General features: G+C 66.8%; 24 protein-coding genes, 1 tRNA gene and 1 other RNA gene. 12 read left to right on the forward strand and 14 right to left on the reverse strand.

The annotated features are described in order from the left end of the window. Positions 1-40 precede the first annotated feature (40 nt). The 5 genes from ffs to NUW81_RS01150 form a co-directional block, all read right to left on the reverse strand. An RNA gene (ffs, locus tag NUW81_RS01130) (signal recognition particle sRNA small type) lies at positions 41-134 on the reverse strand. A 37-nt stretch (positions 135-171) separates the two neighbouring features. Further along, positions 172-1,059 carry a serine hydrolase gene (locus NUW81_RS01135; protein WP_245109474.1) on the reverse strand — a complete coding sequence of 296 codons (888 nt, stop codon included), beginning with the start codon at positions 1,057-1,059 and terminating at the stop codon, positions 172-174. Next, positions 1,056-1,385, reverse strand: a complete 330-nt coding sequence (locus NUW81_RS01140) for a 2Fe-2S iron-sulfur cluster-binding protein (RefSeq protein ID WP_245109477.1) — start codon at positions 1,383-1,385, stop codon at positions 1,056-1,058. Before NUW81_RS01140 ends, NUW81_RS01135 begins: the two co-directional genes overlap by 4 nt. Next, a complete protein-coding gene (locus NUW81_RS01145) occupies positions 1,382-2,473 on the reverse strand; it encodes a cysteine desulfurase family protein (protein ID WP_245109480.1) in 1,092 nt (363 codons plus the stop codon). Before NUW81_RS01145 ends, NUW81_RS01140 begins: the two co-directional genes overlap by 4 nt. Next, a complete protein-coding gene (locus NUW81_RS01150) occupies positions 2,470-3,543 on the reverse strand; it encodes a cysteine desulfurase family protein (RefSeq protein ID WP_245109482.1) in 1,074 nt (357 codons plus the stop codon). The genes NUW81_RS01145 and NUW81_RS01150 overlap by 4 nt, the downstream gene beginning before the upstream one ends. A 114-nt stretch (positions 3,544-3,657) precedes the next feature. On the opposite strand from NUW81_RS01150, the gene NUW81_RS01155 reads away from it, so the two are divergent. Continuing rightward, positions 3,658-4,314, forward strand: a complete 657-nt coding sequence (locus NUW81_RS01155; protein WP_245109484.1) for an alpha/beta hydrolase — start codon at positions 3,658-3,660, stop codon at positions 4,312-4,314. A gap of 16 nt (positions 4,315-4,330) precedes the next feature. Here the strand turns inward: NUW81_RS01155 and NUW81_RS01160 are convergent, their stop codons facing one another. Beyond that, positions 4,331-4,504 (reverse strand): hypothetical protein, encoded by a 174-nt coding sequence (locus tag NUW81_RS01160; protein WP_245109486.1) that lies wholly within the window; start codon positions 4,502-4,504, stop codon positions 4,331-4,333. Positions 4,505-4,558: 54 nt separating this feature from the next. Between NUW81_RS01160 and NUW81_RS01165 the strand changes: the two genes are divergently transcribed. Further along, complete coding sequence (locus NUW81_RS01165) at positions 4,559-4,807, forward strand: hypothetical protein (protein ID WP_245109488.1); 249 nt, start codon at positions 4,559-4,561, stop codon at positions 4,805-4,807. On the opposite strand, the gene NUW81_RS01170 is transcribed toward NUW81_RS01165, so the two are convergent. Continuing rightward, the gene (locus NUW81_RS01170) at positions 4,804-5,742 is read right to left on the reverse strand and encodes a threonine ammonia-lyase (protein WP_245109490.1); all 939 of its coding nucleotides are present in this window, start codon (positions 5,740-5,742) and stop codon (positions 4,804-4,806) included. The two genes, NUW81_RS01165 and NUW81_RS01170, sit on opposite strands and share 4 nt — an antisense overlap. A gap of 190 nt (positions 5,743-5,932) precedes the next feature. Here NUW81_RS01170 and NUW81_RS01175 point away from each other — a divergent pair, with 190 nt between their 5' ends. The 4 genes from NUW81_RS01175 (at position 5,933) to NUW81_RS01190 (ending at position 9,181) form a co-directional block, all read left to right on the forward strand. Further along, on the forward strand, positions 5,933-7,120 hold the full coding sequence (locus NUW81_RS01175; RefSeq protein WP_245109492.1) for a type III PLP-dependent enzyme: 1,188 nt from the start codon (positions 5,933-5,935) through the stop codon (positions 7,118-7,120). Between the two features lie 54 nt (positions 7,121-7,174). Continuing rightward, positions 7,175-8,251: a 1,9-bis(guanidino)-5-aza-nonane synthase gene (locus NUW81_RS01180; protein ID WP_245109494.1), complete on the forward strand. Its 1,077-nt coding sequence runs from the start codon at positions 7,175-7,177 to the stop codon at positions 8,249-8,251. Positions 8,252-8,312: 61 nt separating this feature from the next. Then, entirely contained in the window at positions 8,313-8,738 is a 426-nt protein-coding gene (locus tag NUW81_RS01185; RefSeq protein WP_245109497.1) for an MAPEG family protein, read from the forward strand. Positions 8,739-8,752: 14 nt separating this feature from the next. Further along, complete coding sequence (locus tag NUW81_RS01190; RefSeq protein WP_245109499.1) at positions 8,753-9,181, forward strand: MAPEG family protein; 429 nt, start codon at positions 8,753-8,755, stop codon at positions 9,179-9,181. Here the strand turns inward: NUW81_RS01190 and NUW81_RS01195 are convergent. The 5 genes from NUW81_RS01195 to NUW81_RS01215 form a co-directional block, all read right to left on the reverse strand. Further along, positions 9,178-10,365 carry a class I SAM-dependent RNA methyltransferase gene (locus NUW81_RS01195; RefSeq protein WP_245109502.1) on the reverse strand — a complete coding sequence of 396 codons (1,188 nt, stop codon included), beginning with the start codon at positions 10,363-10,365 and terminating at the stop codon, positions 9,178-9,180. The two genes, NUW81_RS01190 and NUW81_RS01195, sit on opposite strands and share 4 nt — an antisense overlap. Next, complete coding sequence (locus NUW81_RS01200) at positions 10,362-11,711, reverse strand: NAD(P)H-hydrate dehydratase (RefSeq protein ID WP_245109504.1); 1,350 nt, start codon at positions 11,709-11,711, stop codon at positions 10,362-10,364. The genes NUW81_RS01195 and NUW81_RS01200 overlap by 4 nt, the downstream gene beginning before the upstream one ends. A gap of 10 nt (positions 11,712-11,721) precedes the next feature. Then, the gene (locus tag NUW81_RS01205) at positions 11,722-12,537 is read right to left on the reverse strand and encodes a 4-(cytidine 5'-diphospho)-2-C-methyl-D-erythritol kinase (protein WP_245109507.1); all 816 of its coding nucleotides are present in this window, start codon (positions 12,535-12,537) and stop codon (positions 11,722-11,724) included. A gap of 4 nt (positions 12,538-12,541) precedes the next feature. After that, the gene (locus NUW81_RS01210) at positions 12,542-14,026 is read right to left on the reverse strand and encodes a tetratricopeptide repeat protein (protein ID WP_245109509.1); all 1,485 of its coding nucleotides are present in this window, start codon (positions 14,024-14,026) and stop codon (positions 12,542-12,544) included. A 163-nt stretch (positions 14,027-14,189) separates the two neighbouring features. Continuing rightward, positions 14,190-15,842 carry an electron transfer flavoprotein-ubiquinone oxidoreductase gene (locus NUW81_RS01215; protein ID WP_245109513.1) on the reverse strand — a complete coding sequence of 551 codons (1,653 nt, stop codon included), beginning with the start codon at positions 15,840-15,842 and terminating at the stop codon, positions 14,190-14,192. Between the two features lie 338 nt (positions 15,843-16,180). Between NUW81_RS01215 and NUW81_RS01220 the strand changes: the two genes are divergently transcribed. From NUW81_RS01220 to NUW81_RS01245, 6 genes are all read left to right on the forward strand, one after another. Beyond that, the gene (locus NUW81_RS01220) at positions 16,181-16,684 is read left to right on the forward strand and encodes a uracil-DNA glycosylase family protein (RefSeq protein WP_260508519.1); all 504 of its coding nucleotides are present in this window, start codon (positions 16,181-16,183) and stop codon (positions 16,682-16,684) included. Next, entirely contained in the window at positions 16,681-18,369 is a 1,689-nt protein-coding gene (locus NUW81_RS01225; RefSeq protein ID WP_245109518.1) for a lytic transglycosylase domain-containing protein, read from the forward strand. The genes NUW81_RS01220 and NUW81_RS01225 overlap by 4 nt, the downstream gene beginning before the upstream one ends. 41 nt (positions 18,370-18,410) lie before the next feature. Beyond that, on the forward strand, positions 18,411-19,481 hold the full coding sequence (locus NUW81_RS01230; RefSeq protein WP_245109520.1) for a PA0069 family radical SAM protein: 1,071 nt from the start codon (positions 18,411-18,413) through the stop codon (positions 19,479-19,481). A 43-nt stretch (positions 19,482-19,524) separates the two neighbouring features. Continuing rightward, on the forward strand, positions 19,525-20,889 hold the full coding sequence (locus tag NUW81_RS01235; RefSeq protein WP_245109522.1) for a M20/M25/M40 family metallo-hydrolase: 1,365 nt from the start codon (positions 19,525-19,527) through the stop codon (positions 20,887-20,889). A gap of 43 nt (positions 20,890-20,932) precedes the next feature. Then, positions 20,933-21,009 (forward strand) — tRNA-Pro (locus tag NUW81_RS01240). An 83-nt stretch (positions 21,010-21,092) separates the two neighbouring features. Next, positions 21,093-21,401, forward strand: a complete 309-nt coding sequence (locus NUW81_RS01245) for a hypothetical protein (RefSeq protein WP_245109524.1) — start codon at positions 21,093-21,095, stop codon at positions 21,399-21,401. A 169-nt stretch (positions 21,402-21,570) separates the two neighbouring features. Here NUW81_RS01245 and NUW81_RS01250 read toward each other — a convergent pair whose 3' ends face one another. Both NUW81_RS01250 and NUW81_RS01255 read right to left on the reverse strand, forming a co-directional pair. Beyond that, positions 21,571-22,110: a hypothetical protein gene (locus NUW81_RS01250; RefSeq protein WP_245109526.1), complete on the reverse strand. Its 540-nt coding sequence runs from the start codon at positions 22,108-22,110 to the stop codon at positions 21,571-21,573. 135 nt (positions 22,111-22,245) lie between these two features. Further along, positions 22,246-23,106 (reverse strand): DUF2971 domain-containing protein, encoded by an 861-nt coding sequence (locus tag NUW81_RS01255; protein WP_245109528.1) that lies wholly within the window; start codon positions 23,104-23,106, stop codon positions 22,246-22,248. Between the last annotated feature and the right edge of the window lie 40 nt (positions 23,107-23,146).

Genomic DNA, 23,146 nt, shown 5'->3' on the forward strand with positions numbered 1-23,146 from the left:
TTTTCATTGCGCGGCGATGTCGGGAAAAGTCGGGTCGGGAAAAGGTGGAAGCCGACGACCCGACCGAAACCGCTGTGGCTGCTCCCTTCCGGGCCTGACCAGGTTCACGGGCAAGTCGTCCGCCGACTTCCGAGAGGCCATATGGCGAGGAAGTCGCGGCGGTGCAAGACCCTAGTCGCCGATGGTCGCGGCGAAATGCGCGCCGATCTCGGCGATGATGGCCTTGGCCTCGCGGACCGGCACGCTCGGGCGCTGGGCCATCACCGCGAAATAGTAGCGATCGCGGCCGTTGGGATGGTCGATGAAGCCGACATCGTTGACCTGCTGGTCGGGGTGGCCATCGGGGTGGCAGGTGCCGGTCTTGTCGCCCGCGCTCCAGCCGTCGGGGAGCCCCGCGCGGACGCGGTCGAGCCCGGTGGTCGAGCGTTTTGCGAGGTCGAACAGGCGATCCCGCTGATCGTCGGTGAGCGCGCGGCTTGTCTCCAGCCGCCGCCAGAAGTCGGCCATCGCTTTGGGAGTGGACGTATCGCGCAGGTCGCCTTGCGCATTTTCGTTGAGCGCGGTCTCGCGCCGGTCGAGCCGCGCGCCGAGCTGCCAGCGCTCGAAGGTTTTGTTCACGGCGGCGGGCCCGCCGAGCGCGTCGATCATGAGATTGGTCGCGCCATTGTCGCTTGCCAGCATGGCGGCATCGAGCGCGGCGCCGAGGCTGGTCGTGCCCCTGCCCCGCGCCAGTACGGGGGAATGGCCCGGCAAGGCGCCAGGGTCGTAGCGGACGGGCTGGTCGAGGTGGACCGCTCCTGCGTTGCTTTCTGCCATGACCACCGCGGCGAGCATCGGCTTGAAAGAGGAGCAGAAGGCCATGCGCTCCTCGGCACGATGACCAAGCAACAGGCGGCCCGAACCGTCCATGAGGACGAGGCCGAGCGGCCCGCCGAGGCGCTCCTCGAAAGCGGGTATGGCGTCGATAAAGGCGGAAGGCTCTTCAGCGGGCGCCGTAGGGCCATCGCTCGCGGCCGAGGCGCAGGTGGCAAGGCCAAGGGCGAGAAACGCGGCCTTCATCGGCTCCAGTCCTTCGAGGCGCCCGGCATGCGGACGGTGAGCGTGCCGGTGTCGGGCACCTCGACCTGGCAGGCAAGCCGCGAGGTGGCGCGGACGTGCGGCGCAAAGTCGAGGAGGTCGTCCTCTTCCTCGCTCGCTTGCGGAAGGCGGTCGAAGTCCTCGCGGGCGAGGATGACGTGACAGGTCGAGCAGGCCATCGCGCCCTCGCAGGTGCCCTCGAGGGGCTGGCCGTTCTGCTGCGCGACATCGAGGAGACGCGCGCCCGGTTCGGCCTCGACCTCGCGGTCGACGCTGCCATCGGGGCGGAGGAAGCGGACGAGGGTCATTGCGCCTTCGCCGCCGTGTCGATGCGGTCGAGCGCCTCGGCGAGCTCGTCGGCGGTGGTGTAGCGACCGAAGCCGATCCGGATCGAGGAGCGGGCCTCGCGGTCGGACAGGCCGAGCGCGCGCAGGACATGGCTGGGGCGTCCTGAACCGCTGGCGCAAGCCGATCCCAGGGAGAAAGCCACTCCCCTCACCTCGCTCATGAGACGCGCGGCGTCGAGACCGTCGCGTCGCAGGTTGAGATTACCGTGATAGCGCTGCGCCGCGCTGCCGTTCAATGTCCAGTCGCGCATGCGCTCGTGCGCCATTTCCCACAGGGACTCGACATGGTCGTGGTCGGCGGGGGCGCGTTCGGCGATCAGGCTCGCCGCGGCGCCGAAACCGGCACAGAGCGCGGGGCTGAGCGTCCCCGAGCGCAAGCCGAGCTCTTGCCCGCCTCCGTGAATGAGCGGGGCGGGTTCAACGCTGTCGGCCATCCACAAGGCGCCGATCGCCTTGGGGCCGTGCACCTTGTGCGCGCTGATGGCGATCAGGTCGGCCTGCTCGGGCACGGCGATGCGGCCTAGCCCCTGCACGGCGTCGCACAGCATGAGTGCGCCAGCCTCATGGGCAATGGAGGCGATCTCGTCGACGGGCTGGAGCACGCCGATCTCGTTGTTGACGAGCATGGCCGCGACGAGCGCGGTGCGCGGGCCGACGGCGGCGCGCAGGGCGTCCAAGTCGACGATCCCTTCGTGATCGACCGGAAGGATATGCACCTTGTGGGTGCTGCCGAGAAACTGGACCGTGTCGAGGACGGCGGCATGTTCGGTGGCGATGGTGACGATCTCGTCGCGCCCCTCGCGCCCGACGCTACCCTTCAGCGCCCAGTTGAGCGCTTCGGTGGCGGAGCCGGTGAAGGCGAGCCTGCCCGAGGTCTTGCCGAGCGCCCGCATGACCTGCTTGCGCGCGACCTCCACCGTCGCGGCCGCCTCGCGCCCCGCCGTATAGGGAGCATGAGGGTTGGCGAATTTCTCGCCGAGCCAGGGCGCCATCGCCGCCTCGACCTCGGGGGCCAGCGGGGTGGTCGCCTGGTAGTCGAGATAGATCATGCGGCGCGGGCGCGGGCGAGGATCGTGTCGAGCCGTCCAAGCAGGGCGTCGACATCCGCTTCGCTGGTGTCAGGGCCGAAGCTGATGCGGACGAAGCCGCGGGTAACGTCCTCGGGAAGGCCCATTTCGCCGACGACGCGGCTGCCCTTCATCGCGCCCGAGGAGCAGGCCGAGCCCGCCGATACGGCAACGCCCGCGAGGTCGAGTTGCACGAGCAGCGTCGGTGCCTCGATGCCGGGGAAGCTGTAGCCGCCGATGGTGGCGGTGCGCGGCGCGTCCTTGGCGATGACGGTGCCGCCACGCGCCTCGATCGCGGCCTCGAGCTTCTCGCGCAGCGCGGCAAGGCGCGGATAGGCGTTGCGGTAGCGCTTGGCCTCGACCGCGGCGGCGAAGGCGGCGGCGGCAGGCACGTTCTGCGTCCCGCGACGATAGCCCTTCTCCTGCCCGCCCGCGGCGCGCAGGGTGGTGAGGTCTTTTACCAGCAGCGCGCCGACGCCGATGGGGCCGCCGAGCTTGTGGCCCGACAGTGCGATGAAATCGGCGTCGGGCAGGTCGATCTTGCCGGCGGCCTGTGCGGCGTCGACGAGGAGGAGCGAGCCCGCCTCGTGGACCTGCACGGCAATGGCGGCAATATCCTGGATGACGCCGGTCTCGTTGTTGACCTGCTGGATGGCGACGAGCGCGGGACCCTTGGCGAGGGCATCGGCCAGCGCGTCGCGGTCGATCGCGCCTTGCGCGTCGACAGGCAACTTGATGCTCCCCTCGCCCATCGAGGCACCGACGACATCATGCTCGGTTGCGCCGTGGATGCGTCCTTCGAGCGGACAGCGCGCGGCGCAGATGGCGATGGCTTCGGAGGCGCCGCCGGTGAAGACGAGGTCATGGCCCCAGCCGAGCTCGGCCTTGAGCGAGCGGCGGGCTTTTTCGAAGAGGGCGTTGCAGGCGCGGGCCTCGGCATAGGGGCTGTTCGGATTGGCCCAGCAATCGAAGGCGGCGACCATGGCCTCGCGCGCTTCGGGATGCAGCGGCGTGGCGGCAGCGTGATCGAAATAGAGTCGTGTCGCGTTCACCCTGTCAAATCTCCCGTTTCCAGCGATTGCACGTTGATACGCTTTGCCTATATAGGAGCCACGCCCGCACGGAAGCCCTTCCGTGCAACTTTATATCATAGAGATTGAGCGCGAATGCCCGAAGTCATTTTTCCCGGCCCCGAAGGACGTCTCGAAGGACGTTTCACCCCCGCCCCGCGCCCGCGCGCCCCGGCAGCGGTGATCCTCCACGCCCATCCGCAGGCCGGCGGGACCATGAACAACCGCATGGTCCAGATGCTGCACAAGGATTTCGTGCGCCGCGGCTTTGCCACGCTGCGCTTCAATTTCCGCGGTGTCGGACGCAGCCAGGGCACCTTCGACAATGGCATCGGCGAACTGTCGGACGCGGCCGCCGCATTGGACTGGATGCAGCAGATCCATCCCGAAGCCGAGGTGACCTGGGTTGCCGGCGTGAGCTTCGGTGCTTGGATCGGCATGCAGCTCCTGATGCGCCGCCCCGAAGTGCGCGGCTTCATCTCGATCTCGCCGCCCGCCAACATGTATGATTTCAGCTTCCTTGCCCCCTGCCCCGCCTCGGGCATCATCATCCAGGGGCTGGCGGACGAAGTGGTGACGCCGAGCGCGGTGCAGAAGCTTGTCGACAAGCTGCGCACCCAGAAGCACATCACCATCGAGCATAAGGAAATCCCGGGCGCGAACCATTTCTTCGAAAATGAAATGGACGACCTGTTCAAGGTGATCGACGAATATCTCGACTATCGCCTCGATCCGGACTGCCCGATCCGCTGAGGCAAGCGCTGCCGGCCTAGATCGTCCAGATTGCCACGTTCGCGACGAGGATGACGGCCATTGCGATCATCAGCCAGCCGCGCTGTTTGACGGCGCGGTCGGGCTTCCTGACCTGCGTGATGCCGACCCCTGCGAGCAGGAAGGCGGCGAGCATGGCGATCCCGAGGGCGGCGCTGGCAATTGGCGGCATTCGGCGAAAAATCCTTCATCTAATCTTTACCCATTGCGCGCTAGGGCAATGGGCATGGCAACGACTAGCCCCGAAAAACGGCTCGAGGAAGCCTTCGAACGGATCGAGGAAACGATCCTGCCGTGCATTTCCATGATGCTCGACACGCTGCTTGACGCCTCGGCGGGTCTCGAAGAGGCCGATCCGAAGGTGCTGGTGGCCGAATTGCAGATCCTCGCCGCCGAACTGGAAGAGCTGATCCAGGCGGTCGAAAAGTCGAGCCCCGCCAAGCTCGACGCCGGCCCCTATCGCGCCACCGCCTAGGCAATCAGCTGCGCGTGCAGCGCAGGGTCGACATTCCCGCCACTGACGATCGCGACATCGCCTTCGCGAGGGCTGACGACGCCGGACAATAGAGCCGCGAGTGCGGCCGAACCGCCCGGCTCGACGGTCTCGCCGCATTCCTCCCTTGCCCATTTTACCGCCTGCCTTACCGCGGCGTCGCCGACCTGTACCGCCGTTGCACCGGCATCGCGCAAGATGGCGACGGTGGCCTCGGCGGGCCGGAAGGTCTGGATCGCATCGCAGATGGTGGGCGGCGGGTTGTCGCCGACCGATTGCGGTGTGCCGACTTCGAGACTGCGGGCCATGTCGTCCCAGCCCTCGGGCTCGACGATAAGTATTTCGGCTTGCGGACAGGCCAGCGCGATCCCGCCCGACAGGCCGCCGCCACCGCAACAGGCGATGATCCGTTTCACCGGCTCTTCCGCCTGTTCGAGCAGTTCGAGCCCGACCGTGCCCTGCCCCGCGATGATGTACGGGTCATCGAAGCTGGGGACGAGCGTGGCGCCGCGTTCCTTGGCGAGCCGTGCGCCGATTTCCTCGCGGCTCTCGGTCATGCGATCGTAGAGGATGATCTCGGCGCCCTCGGCGCGGGTTGCCTCGATCTTCACCCCCGGCGCGTCGGCGGGCATGACGATCGCGGCCCGCATCCCGAGCCGCCGCGCGGCGATGGCGACACCGCGGGCATGATTGCCGCTCGAGAAAGCCACGACGCCGCGGGCGCGTTCTTCTTCGGTCATGGCAAGGAGGCGGTTGGAGGCGCCGCGCAGTTTGAAGGCGCCGCCTTCCTGCCGGTTCTCCCATTTGATGCCGATCCGCGTGCCGCCGAGCGCGGCATAGGTCAGCGGCGTGCGGCGAATCGCGCCACGAATACGCTCGGTCGCCGCCTCCACGGCCTTGAGATCGGGAACGTTCATCGCCAGCTAAGCCTTTCTAGAGTAAAGGAAGTTCCCGTATTGAAAGTGCCCGCGAAACGAGGCGCATTTTCACCTCTTTACAAGAGCGTCCAGACGGACATATAGCGCCGTCCGCTGCCCCATGGGACTTCCGCAAGGCAGCAAGTGTTGAACAGGCTGAAGAAGCCGGACATTTCGGAGGTCCCGTGAATTGCACGACCATCATTCTGCGCTTGGGCTAGTCAAGGCCCGCAAGCCCATTCTCCCGGTAACCCTGGTTCGTCCCCACGCGGCTTTCCGCGCGGCGCGTTTCTTCGTGGAGAATTTCCCCGGAAAGAGCCTCTATGCGGTGAAGGCCAATCCCGATCCGGACCTCCTGAAGGTCCTGTGGGACGCCGGCATCACCCATTATGACGTCGCCTCGATGGGCGAAGTGCGGCTCGTCGCCGAGACGCTGCCGGATGCGACCTTGTGCTTCATGCACCCGGTCAAGGCAGTGGAAGCGATCGAGGAAGCCTATTTCTGCCACGGGGTGAAGACCTTCAGCCTCGACAGCCTGCACGAGCTCGAGAAGATCCGCCGCGCCACCCGCGGGGCGACCGATCTCAACCTCCTCGTGCGCCTGCGCGTGTCGTCGGATCATTCGAAGCTCAGCCTCGCCACCAAGTTCGGTGCCGAGCCCGAGGAACTGCCGCAGCTTCTCATGGAAGCGCGCCAGATGGCCGATGCGCTCGGCATCTGTTTCCACGTCGGCAGCCAGGCGATGAGCCCGATGGCCTATGGCGAGGCGATGGAGCGCGTGCGCCAGGCGATCATCGACAGCTCGGTCACGCTCGATATCGTCGATGTCGGCGGCGGCTTCCCTTCGGCCTATCCCGACATGGAGCCCCCTGCCCTCGACGCCTTCTTCAAGATGATCCACGAGAAGTTCGAGGACCTGCCGATCAGCTATTCGGCGGAACTGTGGGCCGAACCCGGCCGTGCGCTGTGCGCCGAATATAGCTCGGTGCTGGCGCGCGTCGAACAGCGTCGCGGCAACACGCTCTACATCAACGAGGGCGCCTATGGCGCGCTGTTCGATGCCGCGCATATCGGTTGGCGCTACCCGACCCGCCTCGTGCGCGAGGAAGACAGCACCGCTGAACTCGCGCCGTTCCGCTTCTTCGGCCCGACCTGCGACGACATGGACAAGATGGAAGGCCCCTTCTTCCTGCCCGACGACGTGGGTCCCGGCGACTATATCGAGATCGGCATGCTCGGCGCCTATGGCTGCGCGATGCGCACCGGCTTCAACGGCTTCGGCATCGAGGACAAGGTCCGTGTGTCGGACGAGCCGATGCTCACCCTTTATGGCCAGCGTTCGGAACAGGACGAGGCCTCGAACGTGGTACGCCTGTAAGGCGCGTTCACCCGCCAATTTTGGCCGCTAATTTTTGGATTCCAGGAGACGACTATGAGCGAGGAACTCGCCACCCATCCGGCCGAGGAACAGATCGACCGCCAGCGCAAGGCGGAGCTGCTCCAGCACCAGGTCGAGCATATCGACATCACCTCGTTCGACGCGCGTCCGATCGTCGATGCGATGGGCAAGATGAGCTTCACCAGCCGCGACCTCGCCCGCGCCACGCGCATCTACAACCAGATGCTCGAGGACAAGGACTGCTCGATCATCCTCGTGGTCGCGGGTTCGACCTCGGCTGGCGGCTGCATGGACCTCTATGCAGAGCTGGTGCGCAACAACATGGTCGATGCCATCGTCGCAACCGGCGCGACCATCGTCGACATGGATTTCTTCGAGGGCCTCGGTCACAAGCATTACCAAGCGCTCGAGATCCCCGACGACAAGGTGCTGCGCTCGCTCTACATCGACCGCATCTACGACACCTATATCGACGAGGAAGCGCTTCAGGACACCGATCACACGATCGCCGAAATCGCCAATTCGCTCGAGCCCAAGGCCTATTCGAGCCGCGCCTTCATCCGCGAGATGGGCAAGTATCTCGTCGAGAACGGCAAGAAGGACAACAGCCTCGTCAAGCTCGCTTACGAGCATGACGTGCCGATCTTCTGCCCGGCCTTCGTCGACTCATCGGCGGGCTTTGGCCTCGTCAAGCACCAGGTCGACCGCGCCAAGGCGGGCGAGGACTATATGGTGCTCGACGCCATCGCCGACTTCCGCGAACTGACCGACATCAAGATCAAGGCTGGCACCACCGGCCTCCTGATGATCGGCGGCGGCGTGCCCAAGAACTTCGCGCAGGACACCGTCGTCTGCGCCGAGATCCTCGGTCACGAAGACGTCGAGATGCACAAATATGCGGTGCAGATCACCGTCGCCGACGTGCGTGACGGCGCCTGCTCCTCCTCCACGCTCCAGGAAGCCTGCAGCTGGGGCAAGGTCGACACCGCGCTCGAACAGATGGTCTATGCCGAGGCGACCTCGGTGCTGCCGCTGCTCGCCAGCGATGCCTATCATCGCGGCGCGTGGAAGGATCGCGCCAAGCGCGCCTTCGGCAAGATGTTCGACTAGTTTCCTTTTCGAAACCGAAACGATAAAAGCCCCTCACGAGAAACCGTGGGGGGCTTTTTTCTTGGCACTACTCGTTCAACCCGTGGCCGTGCTTGCGGCATGGACCATGATCGTCTGGCTGTGGCTCTATGCCACCCGACTGCCGGCGATGAAGCGGGCGGGCATCGATTTGTCGAAGCGGCGCGGGGGACGCGGCAAGGACCTCGACGGTGTGCTGCCCGACAAGGTCCAGTGGGTCAGCCACAATTACAATCACCTGCTCGAACAGCCGCCGCTCTTCTATGCGGTGGTGATCGCCCTCGCCCTGCTTGGCGATGCGAGTGCCACCTCGCTCGGGCTGGCGTGGGGCTATGTCGCCCTCCGCGTGGCGCACAGTCTTGTCCAGATCCTCAGTAACCGTGTCCCGCTGCGTTTCCTGTTGTTCGCGCTGTCATCGGCATGCCTGCTCGTGCTGGTCGTGCGACTGGTTGGCGCGGCATTCGCCTAATTCCCGGAGGTCATATGTTGGAAGTGCATCATCTTCTCGCGCCGCTGGTGGCGCTTGTCGCCTGGACGATCATCATGATGTTCGTCGCCGTCTACAAGATCCAGCGCGGCATCAAGGGCGCGGACCTTTCGGGCCTGCGCAAGGCGGCGCGAGCGCGCGATCTCGACGGCCATGTCGACGGGCGCATCCTTTATGCACGCGAGAATTACGAGCATCTCGTCGAGCAGCCGACGCTTTTTTACGCGATCGTGCTGGCGCTGGCGCTGATGGGCGCGACTCATCCGTTCAACGTCGGGCTCGCCTGGGCCTATGTGCTGCTGCGCATCGGCCATTCGGTCGTGCAGACGATGGGCAGGAGGCGCGGTTTCTTCTTCGTCACCTCGACGCTGGCGCTCCTGCTCCTAGTCATCCACGCTGGCATGGAGCTGGCGCACCACCTTTAGCGCGAGAAGCGGCTCACCAGCTCGACGTGGGTCGACCAGCGGAACTGGCCGACGGGGCGGACCCAGTCGAGGCTGTAGCCGCCCTCGATCAGGATGGCGGCATCGCGGGCGAAGGTGCCGGGGTTGCAGCTGACATAGGCGATGGTCGACACATCGCTCTTTGCCAATTCGCGGCACTGCGCCTCCGCGCCCGAGCGCGGCGGATCGAGTACGACCGCGCCGAAATCCTCGAGCTCCTTGGCATCATAGGGTCGGCGGTAGAGGTCGCGGTGGGTGGCCTCGACCGAGCGGCCCGAGCGGCGTGCCGCCTGCATCAGCGAGAGGATCGCCTCGCGCCCGGCTTCGGCGGCGATGACGGGGCATTCCAGCGCCAGCGCGAAAGTGCCGAGCCCCGCGAACAGGTCGAGCGTCTTGCCCGTGCCTCCCTCGAGCGCCTCGATGACCCCGGCGACGAGCGCCTGCTCGCCATCCTTGGTGGCCTGAAGAAAGGCACCTTGCGGGAAGGGCACGGCCACGTCGCCGAGCGTGATGGTCACGGGCTGCGGCTCGTAGCGCGCTTCGGCGCCATAACCATCGTCGATCGATAGCCGCGCGAGGCGATGCCGCTCGGCAAAGGCGGGAAGCGCCTCGGCCGCCTCGAGCCCGTCGGTCTCGACGCCGCCGAGGAGGAGGTCGACGCCTTGGTCGGTAAGCGTCATCTGGACGCGGCCCGTGCGGCGCTGCGGGAGCATCGTATCGAGAAGGTCGCGGAGCGGATCTAGGAGGGCGAACAATTCGGGCGCCAGCACGTGGCACTCGGCCATGTCCACGATCTGGTGCGATTTCTCGCGCGTGAAGCCGATCAGCCGTTTCCTGCCGAGGCGGAGCGCCTTGAGGTCGGCACGGCGACGACTGCGCGGCGGCGAGACATGCGCGGGGCGATAGTCGGTCGAAATGCCCTTCTGTGCCAGCGCACCGGCGATGCGGTCGCGGCAATAGTCGGCGAAGGCGGCGGCGGTGAGGTGCTGGAGCTGGCAGCCGCCGCACTGCGGGAAATGGCGGCAGGGCGGGTCCTGGTAGCCGGCGCCGCGCGCGACGACCTCTCCGTTTTCGACGCGGTCGCCGGGGGCGGCGAGCGCGACATAGGTGCCCGCATCGGTGACGCCGTCGCCGCGGCCGGCGATCTTGAGGACGGTCTCGGTCACATCACCACCGCGATGGCGGCGACCAGGTCGTCGGCGATGAAGGGCGCCTTGCAGGCTTCGGCCGCGCGGCCGTGGATCCAGACACCGGCGCAGGCGGCCTCGAACCGGTCGAGCCCGCGCGCTCGGCAAGCGGCGATGATGCCGGCGAGCACGTCCCCTGCCCCCGCGGTCGCAAGCGATGCGGGTGCCGGCGGCGCGAAACCGAGGCGTCCGTCGGGCGCGGCGACGAGCGTGTCGGCGCCCTTGTAGACGATGATGCACTGGCTCGCGGCGGCGGCCTGCAGAGCACGGTCGGCCTTCGAGCCTTCGAGGTCGCCGAACAGCTCGACGAATTCGCCTTCGTGCGGGGTGAGGATGGCGTCGTGGCCGTTGAGACGCTCGGGTTCGCCGACATGGCGAAGCGCGTCGGCATCGAGCACGAGCGGGTGCGTCTTGGTCAGTGCGACGGTCAGCAGCGGCGGGATGTCACCCATGCCGGGGCCGACGAGGAGGCAGCCGATGCGCTCGTCGTCGAGCGCGGTAGCGTCCTCGGTCTGGACGATTGAGGACGGGAGCCCGTCGATCATGCGGCTCGTCGAGACGCGGACATAGCCTGCACCCGCGCGAGCGGCGGCATGGGCGGACAAGGCGATGGCGCCGGGCATGGCGCCCGACAGGCAATGCACCATGCCGCGGTCGAACTTGTGGCCGTCGGGGTCGAGGGCGGGCAGCGCGGGCGCGGCGATCTCGTGCCAGTCGCCCTGCGCCCCGAGGCCGATGCCCGCGCTGGCGACGCGGCCGCAATGGTGGATGGCGGGGGCGAGGCGATGCGCGGGCTTGAGCGCGCCGAGCGCGAGCGTGAGATCGAAGCTACCGAGATCGGTCAGCACCTCGCCGCTGTCGGCCTCCACGCCACTCGGCAGGTCGCAGGCAACCGTGCGGCGCGCGGCGGTGAGGAGGCGACGCGCGGGGGTTGCGACCTCCTCGTCGATCGGGCGCGACAGGCCGGTGCCAAACAGGCAGTCGATCACGAGATCGGCCTCGGCCGTGTCTTCTCCGAGCGCCTCGACCTCGCCGGTCCAGTCGGCGCGGGCAGTCTTGGCGGCTTCGGTGCCGGGCTCGCCCAAGGCGGCGATACGGACGCTCGCGCCCGCTTCGGCGAGATGGCGCGCGGCGACATAGCCGTCACCTCCATTATTGCCCTTGCCGCACAGGATGAGCGTATCGCGCGGGCCGAACATGCGCAGGCTCGCGGTGGCGAGCGCCTTGCCGGCGCGCTCCATCAGTTCGCGTTCGGAGATGCCGGCCTGCATCGCCTCCTGTTCGAGGTGGCGGAGTTCGGCGGCGGGAAGGATGGGACGGGTCATGGCCGCGCCCTTAGCGCAGATGGGTCGCCAGATGCCACCATTTGTCGGGGCAGGCCGCAGCCGCCGTGTCACGCGATGCTTCGTCGGCGAACAGGGCGAAGCAGCTGGCGCCGCTTCCCGACATGCGGGCGATGTCTACGCCGGGCCGCGCGCCGAGCCATTCGAGCACCTCGCCGATGGCGGGCACGAGGTCGCGGGCGGGCGGTTCGAGGTCGTTGCGACCGCGACGCCAGTCCTCGCCCAGCGGCCCGCGATCGCCACCATCCCACGCCTTGAAGACGGCGGGCGTCGACAGGGGCACGAGCGGATTGACGAGCAGCACGGGGGCGCCTGCAAGTTCGGGGGTCGGGACCGGCGAGAGCTTCTCCCCTACCCCTTCGCCGCGCGCGCTCATCGACAGGAGGCAGGCAGGAACGTCGGCGCCGAGCGCGGGCGCGGCCTCCTGCGCGATGGCGGGATCGAGCTTCCACAGGCTGGTGAGCAGGCGCAGCGCGGCGGCGGCATCGGCCGAACCGCCACCAAGTCCGCTGGCGACCGGCAGTCGTTTGTCGAGGCCGAGCCGGACATGCGCGGGCGGCGCGGCGACCTTCAGCGCCTGCCAAGCACGTTCGACGAGGTTGCCCGCTGCGTCGAGGCCCGCGCCGAACGGCCCGGTGATGTCGAGAACGAGCCTGTGTTCGGCGGCTGCCTCGCTGCTCCCCGTCAGTACATCGCCATCGATGCAGAAGGCGAACAGCGTCTCCAGCTCGTGATAGCCGTCATCGCGGCGGCGACGGACGTGGAGCGCGAGATTGAGCTTGGCGGGCGCGGGCTCGCGCAGGGGCACCGGCTCAGGGCGCGGCGTTGGAAGGCTGGAGCCCATAGGTCATCTTGTCCTCGATGCGGGTCGTCATGGCCGCGTCGGGCGCGTAGTAGCGCGCCACTTCCCACGCGAAGCGGGCCTCGATGCGGCGGCTCGCGGCGTAGAGTGCATCGCCATAATGCTCGTGGATCTCGGGGTCGGACGGGGCCTGTCCGGCGGCGCGCGACAGGGCCGCGACCGCGCCGTCGAGGTCGCCCAGTTTGTAGAGCGCCCAGCCGAGGCTGTCGGTGATCGCCGCGCTGTCCGGTTCGAGCCGCGAGGCCTTGCGGATATAGGCGCTGGCGAGCGGCAGGTCGCCGCCCTCCTCGAGCATCGAATAGCCGAGATAGTTGAGGAGGATTGCCTGGTCGGGCGCCTGGCCGAGCGCCTGGTTCAGCAATGCCTCGGCATGCGGCCAGTTGCCCGACTTGTGGCGCGACACCGCCTCGAGGAAGAGTAGCGGCCAGTCGTTCTCGCGATCGAGCCGCACCCGTTCCTGTGCGTAGGCATTGGCGGCTTCCTCGTGGCGCTCGAGTGCGGCGAGCGCATCGGCCATGCGGGCCCAACTTCCGGGCCGGTCGGGGCTGCGGCGATGCGCTCGGCGCGCCATCTCGAGCGCCTCGGCGGCACGGTCGTCGGTGACGAGCAGCTGGATGATGCTGTCCTCGGCCTGGAGCACGAGCGGGGAATTGCGGTCCACGGCGCGGTAGAGGTCGAGTGCACGTTCCTTGCGGCTGTCGCGTTCGAGCATGGCGCCGGTGATGATGTCGGCGCTGTCATTGTCGGGATCGGCGAAGCGGGCGACCTGCGCGATGCCGAGCGGCAGCGCGGTGTTGCGGCCCTCGGCAAGGTCGACGGAAACCGCGAGGAGGAGCTCGGAAAAGCCCTGTGCGGGGGTGAGGATCGCCTGGCCGAGGCCGTCGCCCTCCTCGAGACGGCGGCGGGCGGCGACGAGGATCTCGTCTTCGCCTGCGAGCAGCACGGTGGCAAGGTCGGGGCGCCCGAGGGTCGTCAGCCGGTCGGCGAAGGCCAGACGCAGGCGCGCCTCGCGGGGGCCGGCGCGCGACAGGGCCGGGTCGATCAGCGCGAGCGCGGGTTCGACCTCGCCGATGGCAAGGTAGAGGAAGGCAGCCTGTTCGTCCTTCTGGCGTGACAGCGGGCGCTGTTCAGCCATGCCGGTGACAAGTGCGGGGCCGCGCTCCTCGGTGCCCGGGCGCTGGTCGGCGGCGGTCTCCACCCAACCGCGCACGAACGGGCTGAGAAACTCGATCTGTACCCGCGCGCGATCGTCCTCGAGCATGGCGAGGGCCTCGCGGTAGCGTTCCTGCCTGAGCGCCTCGGCGAGGAGCAGCAAGCGCAGGTCGAGGTTGAAGCTCTCGGGCTGCGATGAATTGCGTGCGATCGAGAGGGCAAGGTCGAAGCGCCCCGCGGCGATCGCCTCGGTCGCAGCCCGCGCCTCGACGTCCGCGTCCACGGGCCCTGCCGCAATCAGCCGCTCGTAGAGGGTGGCGGCGGTGTCGGCATCGCCGAGGAGGTCGGCGGTGCGCGCGGCGACGAACAGCTCGCGCCGCTCCTCGGGCGTGTCGGCCAGGACGGGGCTCGCGGCACAGAGCGCGACGAGCCCGACGAGGGCAAGCTTACATGTTCGGATAGTTCGGGCCTCCCCCGCCTTCGGGCACCACCCAGTTGATGTTCTGGGTCATGTCCTTGATGTCGCAGGTCTTGCAGTGGACGCAATTCTGCGCGTTGATCTGGAGCTTCGGGTCGCCCTCTTCCTCGCCAACGATCTCGTAGACGCCCGCGGGACAGTAACGCGTCTCGGGGCTGGCGTAGAGGTTGTAGTTCACCGCGATCGGGACTTCGGCGTCCTTCAGCGTGAGGTGGATCGGCTGATCCTCCTCATGGTTGGTGTTCGACAGATAGACCGAGCTCAGGCGGTCGAAGGTCAGCGTGCCGTCCGGTTTGGGATAGTCGATTTTCCGCGCCGCGGCGGCGGGCTGCATCTGCTTGTGGTCGGCATGGTGCTTCAGCGTCCACGGCGAGCCGATCTTGAGCTGGTTGAGCCACATGTCGACGCCGGCGAGCAGCGTGCCGATCTTGCCACCGAACTTGGCGACGAAGGGCTGCGCGTTGCGAACCTTCTTGAGCTCGGTGCCGATCCAGCTCGAGCGCACGTCGGGTTCATAGCCCTCGAGGACATCGTGATGGCGGCCCGCCTTGAGGGCATCGGCGAGATGCGCGGCAGCGATCATGCCAGACTTCATGGCGGTGTGAGTGCCCTTGATACGGGGTACGTTGACGAAGCCCGCCGAGCAGCCGATCAGCGCGCCGCCCGGGAAGGCGAGCTGCGGGATGGCCTGCCAGCCGCCCTCGTTGATCGCGCGCGCGCCATAGGAGACTCGGGTGCCGCCCTCGATCTCGGCGCGGATGTCGGGGTGCGTCTTCCAGCGCTGCATTTCCTCGAAGGGCGAGAGATAGGGGTTGTCGTAGTCGAGCGCGACGACGAAGCCCAAGGCGACCTGGCCATTGTCCTGGTGGTAGAGGAAGCCCCCTCCCCACGCCTCGTCCAAGGGCCAGCCCTGCGTGTGCACGACCTTGCCCGGCACATGCTTGTCGGCGGGGATGTCCCACAGTTCCTTGATGCCGATGCCATAGACCTGCGGCCCGCTGTCCTTGCGCAAGTCGAACAGGTTGGTCAGTTCCTTGGTCAGGTGCCCGCGCGCGCCCTCGGCGAAGAGGGTATATTTGGCGTGGAGCTCCATGCCGGGCTGATAGTCGGGGCCATGCTCGCCGCCGCGCGTCACGCCCATGTCGCCGGTCGCCACGCCGCGCACCGAGCCATCGTCGTTGAAGAGGATTTCGGCGGCCGCGAAGCCGGGGAAGATCTCGACCTCCATTTCCTCGGCCACGCCCGCGAGCCAGCGGGTGAGATTGCCGAGGCTGCCGGTATAGGTGCCCTTGTTGTGCATGAAGGACGGCGTGAAGAGATGCGGGATCTCGAGCTTGCCGGTGTCGCTGAGAATCCAGTGATGATTCTCGGTGACCGCGACCTTCAGGGGGCAGTCGTCCCGCTCGCGCCAGTCGGGGATGAGCTCGTCGAGCGCCTTGGGATCGATGACCGCGCCCGAGAGGATATGCGCGCCGACCTCCGAGCCCTTCTCGAGCACGACGACACTGATCTCTTCCTCGCGTTCGGCCGCCAGCTGCTTCAGCCGGATCGCCGCCGAAAGGCCCGCCGGGCCGGCCCCGACGATGACGACATCATATTCCATCGACTCACGTTCGCTCATCACGCATCCCTTGATCGCATTTTGCCGTCATTTCGGCTTGAGAGACCCCTGCCAATTTATTGACCGCGCCGTCAACATGGCCGAACGTTACCGGAATGAACGACGGGGTGGGATTCGAAATGTCGGGCGCGAGCGCCCTGTTGGCCTGGTGGCGCGATGCCGGGGTCGATGTGGCGGTGCGCGAAAACGCTCCCAGCTGGCGCAGCCTGCAGCCGGCGGCCCCCACGCAGCGGGGTGGCGCGACGGCCGATCCGCCGCAGGTGACCGCTAAAAATGCGCCTTCCGGGCCGACACCGGCCCCGGCACCAGCACCGACACCCGCTCCTGCACCGGCGCCGATGCCCGGGACGTTGGGCGATATCGAACAATGGCTGGCGGCGCGGTCGGAGAAACTCGATGCCCGTCACTTGCCCGCGGTTATTCCGGAGGGCGCGCCGTTGCTTGTCATCGGCGCGCGGGGTGATGGCGAGGACGGGCTGCTGCCGCCCGCAAGGGTTCTGTTCGACCGGATGATGGCGGCGATCGGGATCGAGGCGCCGCCGCTGGCGATGATCGATCCGGCGTTCCGGCCGGGACAGCCGGCGCGCGCACCCTTCGACCCGATGCTCGTCGAGGCGATGCGCAGGCGGATCGCGCTGGCAAAGCCCGAGCGCCTGCTCATCCTTGGCGACCAGGCCGCGCGTGCGTTGCTCGATGCGCCGCTCCTCAAGGCGCGGGGCAAGGCGCAGATGGTCGAGGGCGTCCGCTGCGTGGCCACCTTCCACCCGCGCTGGTTGCTCGACCGGCCCGGCGACAAGCGCATGGCCTGGCAAGATCTCCAGATCCTCACGGGGGACGAATGAAGCGTATCGGCCTGGCGGTGGTAACGGCCGCCCTGTTCTGTGGGCAACCGGCAGCGGCGCAGGACGATCCCCTCGCGCCCCGCCCGTCCAATGGCGACGCGCAGGCAACGTCGCTCGTCTCGAGCTGGGGTGGCATCCTCGGGGCGATCGACCGCCAGCAGTGGACGCTCGCCGAGCGCTCGATCGCGGCGATGGGCAATAATGTGATGGCCCCCTATGCGCTGGCCGAACTCTATCTCGCGCCCAATTCGCCGCGCGTCAGCGGCGCGCAGGCCGCGGCGCTGGTGCGCGCGGCGCCCGAATTGCCGCAGGCCGAACGGCTTGCCGCGCTTGCCGCCGAACGGGGCGGCGACCGCGTCTCGGCCGCGCCGACGCAGGCCGTCGTCAGCCTCGGCGGCGCGCCGCGCCGGACGCGGGCGCGCTCGACCGGCTCGGCCGTTGTCGGCGATCTTCGCACCGCCCTGCGCCCCTCGATCGAGGCCGACGACGGGCGGCAGGCGGAAGCGCTTTATCGCGAAGCCCTGAGCCAGGGGCGACTGCGCGGCGAGGAGCAGGCCGAGATCGCGCAGCTCGTGGCGTGGATCCATTATGTCGCGGGCGACATGCAGTCGGCGCGGCGGGTCGCGGCCGAAGGCGTCGCCGCTGGCGGCGGCGAATGGCGAGCGCAAGCGGCCTGGACGCAGGGGCTCGCCAACTGGCGCCTCGGTGACTGCAATGCGGCGTCATCGGCCTTCCGGACGACTGCCGCCGGAACGAGCGACCGCGAACTCCGCAGCGCGGCGCATTACTGGACCGCGCGCGCCGAGCAGCGTTGCCGCCGTCCGCAGGGCGTCGCACCCTATCTCGGTGCGGCAGCGCGCGATGCCGAGACGTTTTACGGACAGCTGGCCCGCGAACGGCTCGGCGTGACCCGCCGGCTCGGCCAGCGGGTGGGCCCCAGCGATCGTGCCACGCGGGCACGGGTCGAGGCGCTGCCCAATGTCGTGCGCGCCCGCTCGCTCGTCGCGCTGGGCGAGCGCGAACGGGCGACCGAGCTGCTGCGGCACCAGGCGCGGATCGGCGACCCGCGCGATCACAAGGCGCTGGTCGAGGTGGCGGGCGCGCTGAAGCTCGGCCTGCAATATTGGCTGGCGACCAACGGGCCGCGCGGCGCGAGGGTCGATCCGGCCGATCGCTATCCCTCGCCGGCGTGGCAGCCCGACAACGGGTGGCGGATCGATCCCTTCCTCGTCTACAGCCATATCATCCAGGAAAGCGATTTTCGCGAGCATGTGGTGTCGCCGGCCGATGCGGTCGGGTTGATGCAGGTGCGCCCCGGCACGGCCGCCGACCAGGCGCGCAAGCGCGGGCAGAGCGTCACCGCGGCGCAGTTGAAGCGGCCCGAAACCAATATCGACCACGGCCAGCAGTTCCTCGAGAATATGCGCCGCAACCGTGCGACGCGCGACGAGCTGATGCGCGTGATCGCGGCCTATAATGCGGGGCCGCTGCCGGTGTCGCGCTGGGCGAGCATCCCGGGCAATGATCCGCTCCTGTGGATGGAGAGCCTGCCCTATTGGGAGACGCGCTTTTACATCCCCGCGATCCTGCGGAACTATTTCGTCTATCATGCCGAGGCGGGCACGACGCCGCAGGCGCTGACCGACATCCTGCAGGGCCGCGCGCCGCGCTATCCCTCGCGCTAGACGTTCTTGATTTGTTCTCATGTCCGGACTAGCTTGGCGCCATGCCGATCGAGTCCACCAGGGGGCGCGGTGCCACCCGCAACGACAGCCCGTCGCGCTTCAACCTGCGCGCCCATGTCGCCGACGGCGACTGGCTCGACGAGGTGGAGCGGATAGACGGGGTCGCGCCGCGGCGCACGACCGTATCGATCGAGCGCCCGAAGACCATCCTGACGAAGAACAATTCGCCCGACATCGGCTTCGACCGCTCGGTCAATCCCTATCGCGGCTGCGAGCATGGCTGCATCTACTGTTTCGCGCGGCCCACCCATGCCTATCACGACCTGTCGCCGGGCGTGGATTTCGAGAGCCGCCTGTTCGTCAAGCCCGACGCGCCGCGCCTCCTCCACGAGACATTGGGCCGCAAGGGCTACGCCCCTGCCCCCATCGCGCTCGGCACCAACACCGATCCCTACCAGCCGATCGAGGGGCGGTGGAAGGTGACGCGCGGGGTCCTCGAGATCCTCGCCGAATGCGACCATCCCTTCACCATCACCACCAAGTCGGACCGCGTGCTGCGCGACATCGACCTCATCGCCGGGGCGGCGCGCAAGAAGCTGGCGGCCGTGGCGCTCTCGGTGACGAGCCTCGAGGCCGGGACCCATTCCACGCTCGAACCGCGGGCGCCCGCGCCGCGCAAACGGCTCGAGGCGATCCGCCAGCTGTCGGCGGCGGGCGTGCCCGTGTATCTCTCGGTCTCCCCTGTCGTGCCGCATATTACCGACCATGAAATGGAGGCGATCGTGGCAGCAGGTGCCGAGGCGGGCGCGCGCAGCGCCTTCTTCCTTCCCGTGCGGCTGCCGCACGAGGTCGCCCCGCTGTTCAAGGACTGGCTCAAGACCCATTATCCCGACCGCGCGCGCAAGGTGATTGCGACCATCCGCGAGTTGCGTGGCGGACGCGACAACGACCCCAAATTCTTCAGCCGGCTGCGCGGCACCGGCGTCTGGGCCGAGCTGTTCCGGCGTCGCTTCGAGAAAGCCTGCGCCGACCATGGCCTGTCGCGTGCCAAGTTCGCGCTCAACTGTGCGCTGTTCCGGCCGCCGTCGGGCGATCAGCTTCGCCTGCTCTGACAAGGTGGTGACAGCGCTGCATGGCCTCGCTAGCGTCGCCGCCATGACACGCACCCTCGCGCTTGCAGCGCTCGCCGCCCTCCCCCTGATTGCCACGCCTGCCGCCGCGCACGACCTCGAGCGGGAGGAGCTGTTCGCCGCGCAGCACAATGCCATGCAGGACGATACGGCGTGGGAAATCCTCAGGGACCTGACGACCGAGGTCGGGCCCCGGCTCGGGGGCACGCCCGCCGAAGCGCGCGCGCGCGCCTGGGCGGTCGAGCAACTGACCGCGCTCGGTTTCGCGAACGTGCGGGTCGAGGACTATATGATGCCGACATGGGTGCGCGGGCACGAGCGCGCGCACATCCTCGCGCCTTTCCCGCAGGAGCTCGTGCTGACCGCGCTCGGCAATTCGGGTGCGACCCCGCCCGAGGGCCTCACCGCCGAGGTCGTCGGCTATCACGACTATCAGGCGTTTCTCGATGACGATCCGTCGAACCAGGCGGGCAAGATCGTCTTCATCTCCAACCAGATGCCGCGCAACATGGACGGCTCGGGCTATTCCATGCCGTTCGGCGCGCCGCGCTGGGTCGGCCCCAACGAGGCCGCAAAGCGCGGTGCCGCGGCCATCGTCGTGCGCTCGATCGGCACCGACAACAACCGCACGCCGCATACCGGCAACACCAATTTCGAGGATGGCGTGACGCCGATCCCCGCGGCCGCGCTGGCGGTGCCCGATGCCGAACAGCTGATGCGCATCGTCAACCGCTATGACGAGCCGGTGAAGATGCACCTCCTGCTGACGCCCAGACAGATCGGTGAGCAGCCGTCGGGCAATGTCATCGCCGAAGTGCCGGGACGCGATCCCGACGCCAAGAAAGTGATGGTCGCCTGCCACCTCGACAGCTGGGACAATGCGCCCGGCGTGTTCGACGATGGCGCGGGCTGTGCGATCACCGCGGCGGCGGCCAAGCAGATCATGGAAATGGGCCAGCCCGAGCGGACCATCGAGATCGTCTGGTTCGGCGCCGAGGAAGTCGGCCTGTGGGGCGCCCGCGCCTTTGCCGAAGCCCATGACGGCACCGATTATCATGTGGTCGCCGAGAGCGATTTCGGCGCCGACCGCGTGTGGAAGGTGACCACCGACCTCGGCGAGGAGCGCAAGGCGGAGGCCGATGCACTGCGCGCCGCGCTCGCGCCGCTCGGGATCGCGTCGGGCGAGTATGACCGGGCGGGCGGTGCCGACGTCGGGCCGCTGCGCGCCGAAGGGGCTCCGGGGCTGTCGCTGCGACAGGACGGGACGCGCTACTTCGACCTCCATCACACTTCGAACGACACGCTCGACAAGGTCGACCCCGAACAGCTCCGCCAGAATGTCGCGGCATGGACGACGATGCTGATGGTCATGGCAGGGCCGGTCGAATAGGCTTGGCTTATGCGGGCGCCTTCCGTTAGAGGGCGTCCCCAGTCGGGGAGTGGCGCAGCCTGGTAGCGCATCTGCTTTGGGAGCAGAGGGTCGCAGGTTCGAATCCTGTCTCCCCGACCATCCTCTTCCTTCGCCGGCACGGTCGATTTCTGCTATGGCGTCCGCGTCGCGGTGCCTGTGGCGTCGCGCTGGAGGAGACGGACATGTCGAAATGCATACCCCTGTTGTTCGCTACCGCTGCCTTGGCGCTGGCCTCTTGCGGCGAGGTCGACGACGCCGACATGGAACTGGAAACCGAAGCCGAGATCATCGAGGAGCCGACCGCGACCGCGGCCGCCGAACCCGATGCGACTGCAGAGGCCGGCGAGGAGGCTACAGCCGACAGCGCGGACAGTGAGGACAGCTATGAAGTCTGCGACGAGGACGGCAATCGCTATCCTTCCGAGCAGGCCGCCAAGGATGCCGGCCTCGAGGAAGCGCAATATGGAGCGACTTACTGCGACTATCTTTAGGGGTTGGTAGGCGCGGCAGGATGGGCTTAGCCCAAGGCTTTCAAGGACTTAAGGTGGCTCCACCCGCCCAATCGGGGCGTTTTCGTCCCAAGAGGGACACGAAAAATTGGCTCCAGATTTAGGCCCCTCCAACACTTAGGTATCCTTATAGTGGTGGGGCTCCCAGCACCTAACCCATCGCAGCGCAATAATTGGTAATCGTAGCCACCGTATTGTCGAGAATCTGACGATGGCCCTCCTCATAGTGATGGCTGCGCTCGTCGAGTAGCCGGAGGGTCAGCCTTGCTGCTACTGGCAGCGTCAACGAAATGAACTGTGGTTCGATCAGCCACGTATCGGGTCTAGGATGCTCTATGCGGTCGCGAAGGAAGGACAGCCTTTCAAGCGCGTCCCGTTCGTCATCAGAAACTTCGAGCGAGCGACCACTCCATTCCATCGGCTGTTCCGTCGCCTTTGCGAGCAGCCTGTTGAAGCTCATAACGCGGTCGCTCTTTGGCAGATCGGCTAGGCCTGCGCGCGTGTTCTCGAAGTAGGATAAATACTGAGATCGCAGCTTCTCGTCATAGGCGCCGATGCTGGCTGATCCTGCCAGCGCATCAATCAGTGCTGATTGTAGCGCGAGGTGTGCAGACTTCGCTGCCTGCGCCAGTCTCAGAGGCTCGGTCTTCGCGCGCCCCAATTGCTCTTCGCAATCGTGCAGGCTGATCATTGCGAGAAGGCGAGGCGTGACTTCTACGTAATGTGCCCAAGAGTTGCCTCCCCTCCGATTGACAGCATCTTTAGCAAGTATCTCGGATAGAGTCGGTATGTTGGTGTCACCACTCACGAATTGCACTCCGGACAGTCAAAAGATCTTTTCCTCGATTAGCGAAGCGGTCGTTCGATCGGCTCTAACCCTTGAAAGACCGACCCCCGGGTAATCTCGTTCCAGCAACTCGCTAAGTTCCGCTTCCAGGCTGGCGGCCGCTCGAAGTCCTAGCACCACCCGCTGCACAGCTGTCTTCTGGAACTCGACGAGATGAACTAAGTCGTTGCCGACTTCCCGAATTTCAGCGGCCTCTTCTGCTTTGAGGTAGAGACGCCACTCTCGTTCGTATTGCCAATCCAACTGCTTTGACATCAGCGCGGCGTACGGGTCGTCCATCAACTCTGGAATCGTGCCGTCGAAATAGGTGATTTTTTGGAGCCCTTGTCGGCTGCCCTCCTCACCTCGCAGGAATAAAGCGTCATTGGTGTCAAATGCGATGACAAAACCTGATGAATTACCTGCATAATGCGCCCACATCGGTGAGCTATCAAAGCGCTCCGTAAGCGATAAGCAAATGAGGTCGCTGCCAAGCTTGGTCAGCATGTTATCGATTGATTGGGAGGCGTTTATCGTGGGGAAAAATTGATCGTTTAAGAAGCTGCCGATCTGAGCTCGCAGCATGCTGTCCATATCTCCCCCGACGGTAACGCTGAATAGTGTCCTCACCGTTTCTGCGGTCATCCCAGCTAATGGTGTACCCTTGAGGGCTTCCGTAATCTGCTCATCCACATCAATCTCATCGACCCTTTCAGCGAAGAATTCTTTGAGCTTTGGCCCTGCCAGTAAATCGAAGGTCTGGCGAACCTCAAAAATGTCATTTGTATTTACCGGAGGCGTGAAGCGAATTTTTCGATGTTTGAGGACATCGAGGCGTTCCGCTGTGACGTATTTGTACACGATGGGAGGAACTGAGGGACGATTATGATCAGGTTGCGAC

Source organism: Sphingomicrobium aestuariivivum (assembly GCF_024721585.1).
In the GTDB taxonomy this organism is placed as follows: Bacteria; Pseudomonadota; Alphaproteobacteria; order Sphingomonadales; family Sphingomonadaceae; genus Sphingomicrobium; species Sphingomicrobium aestuariivivum.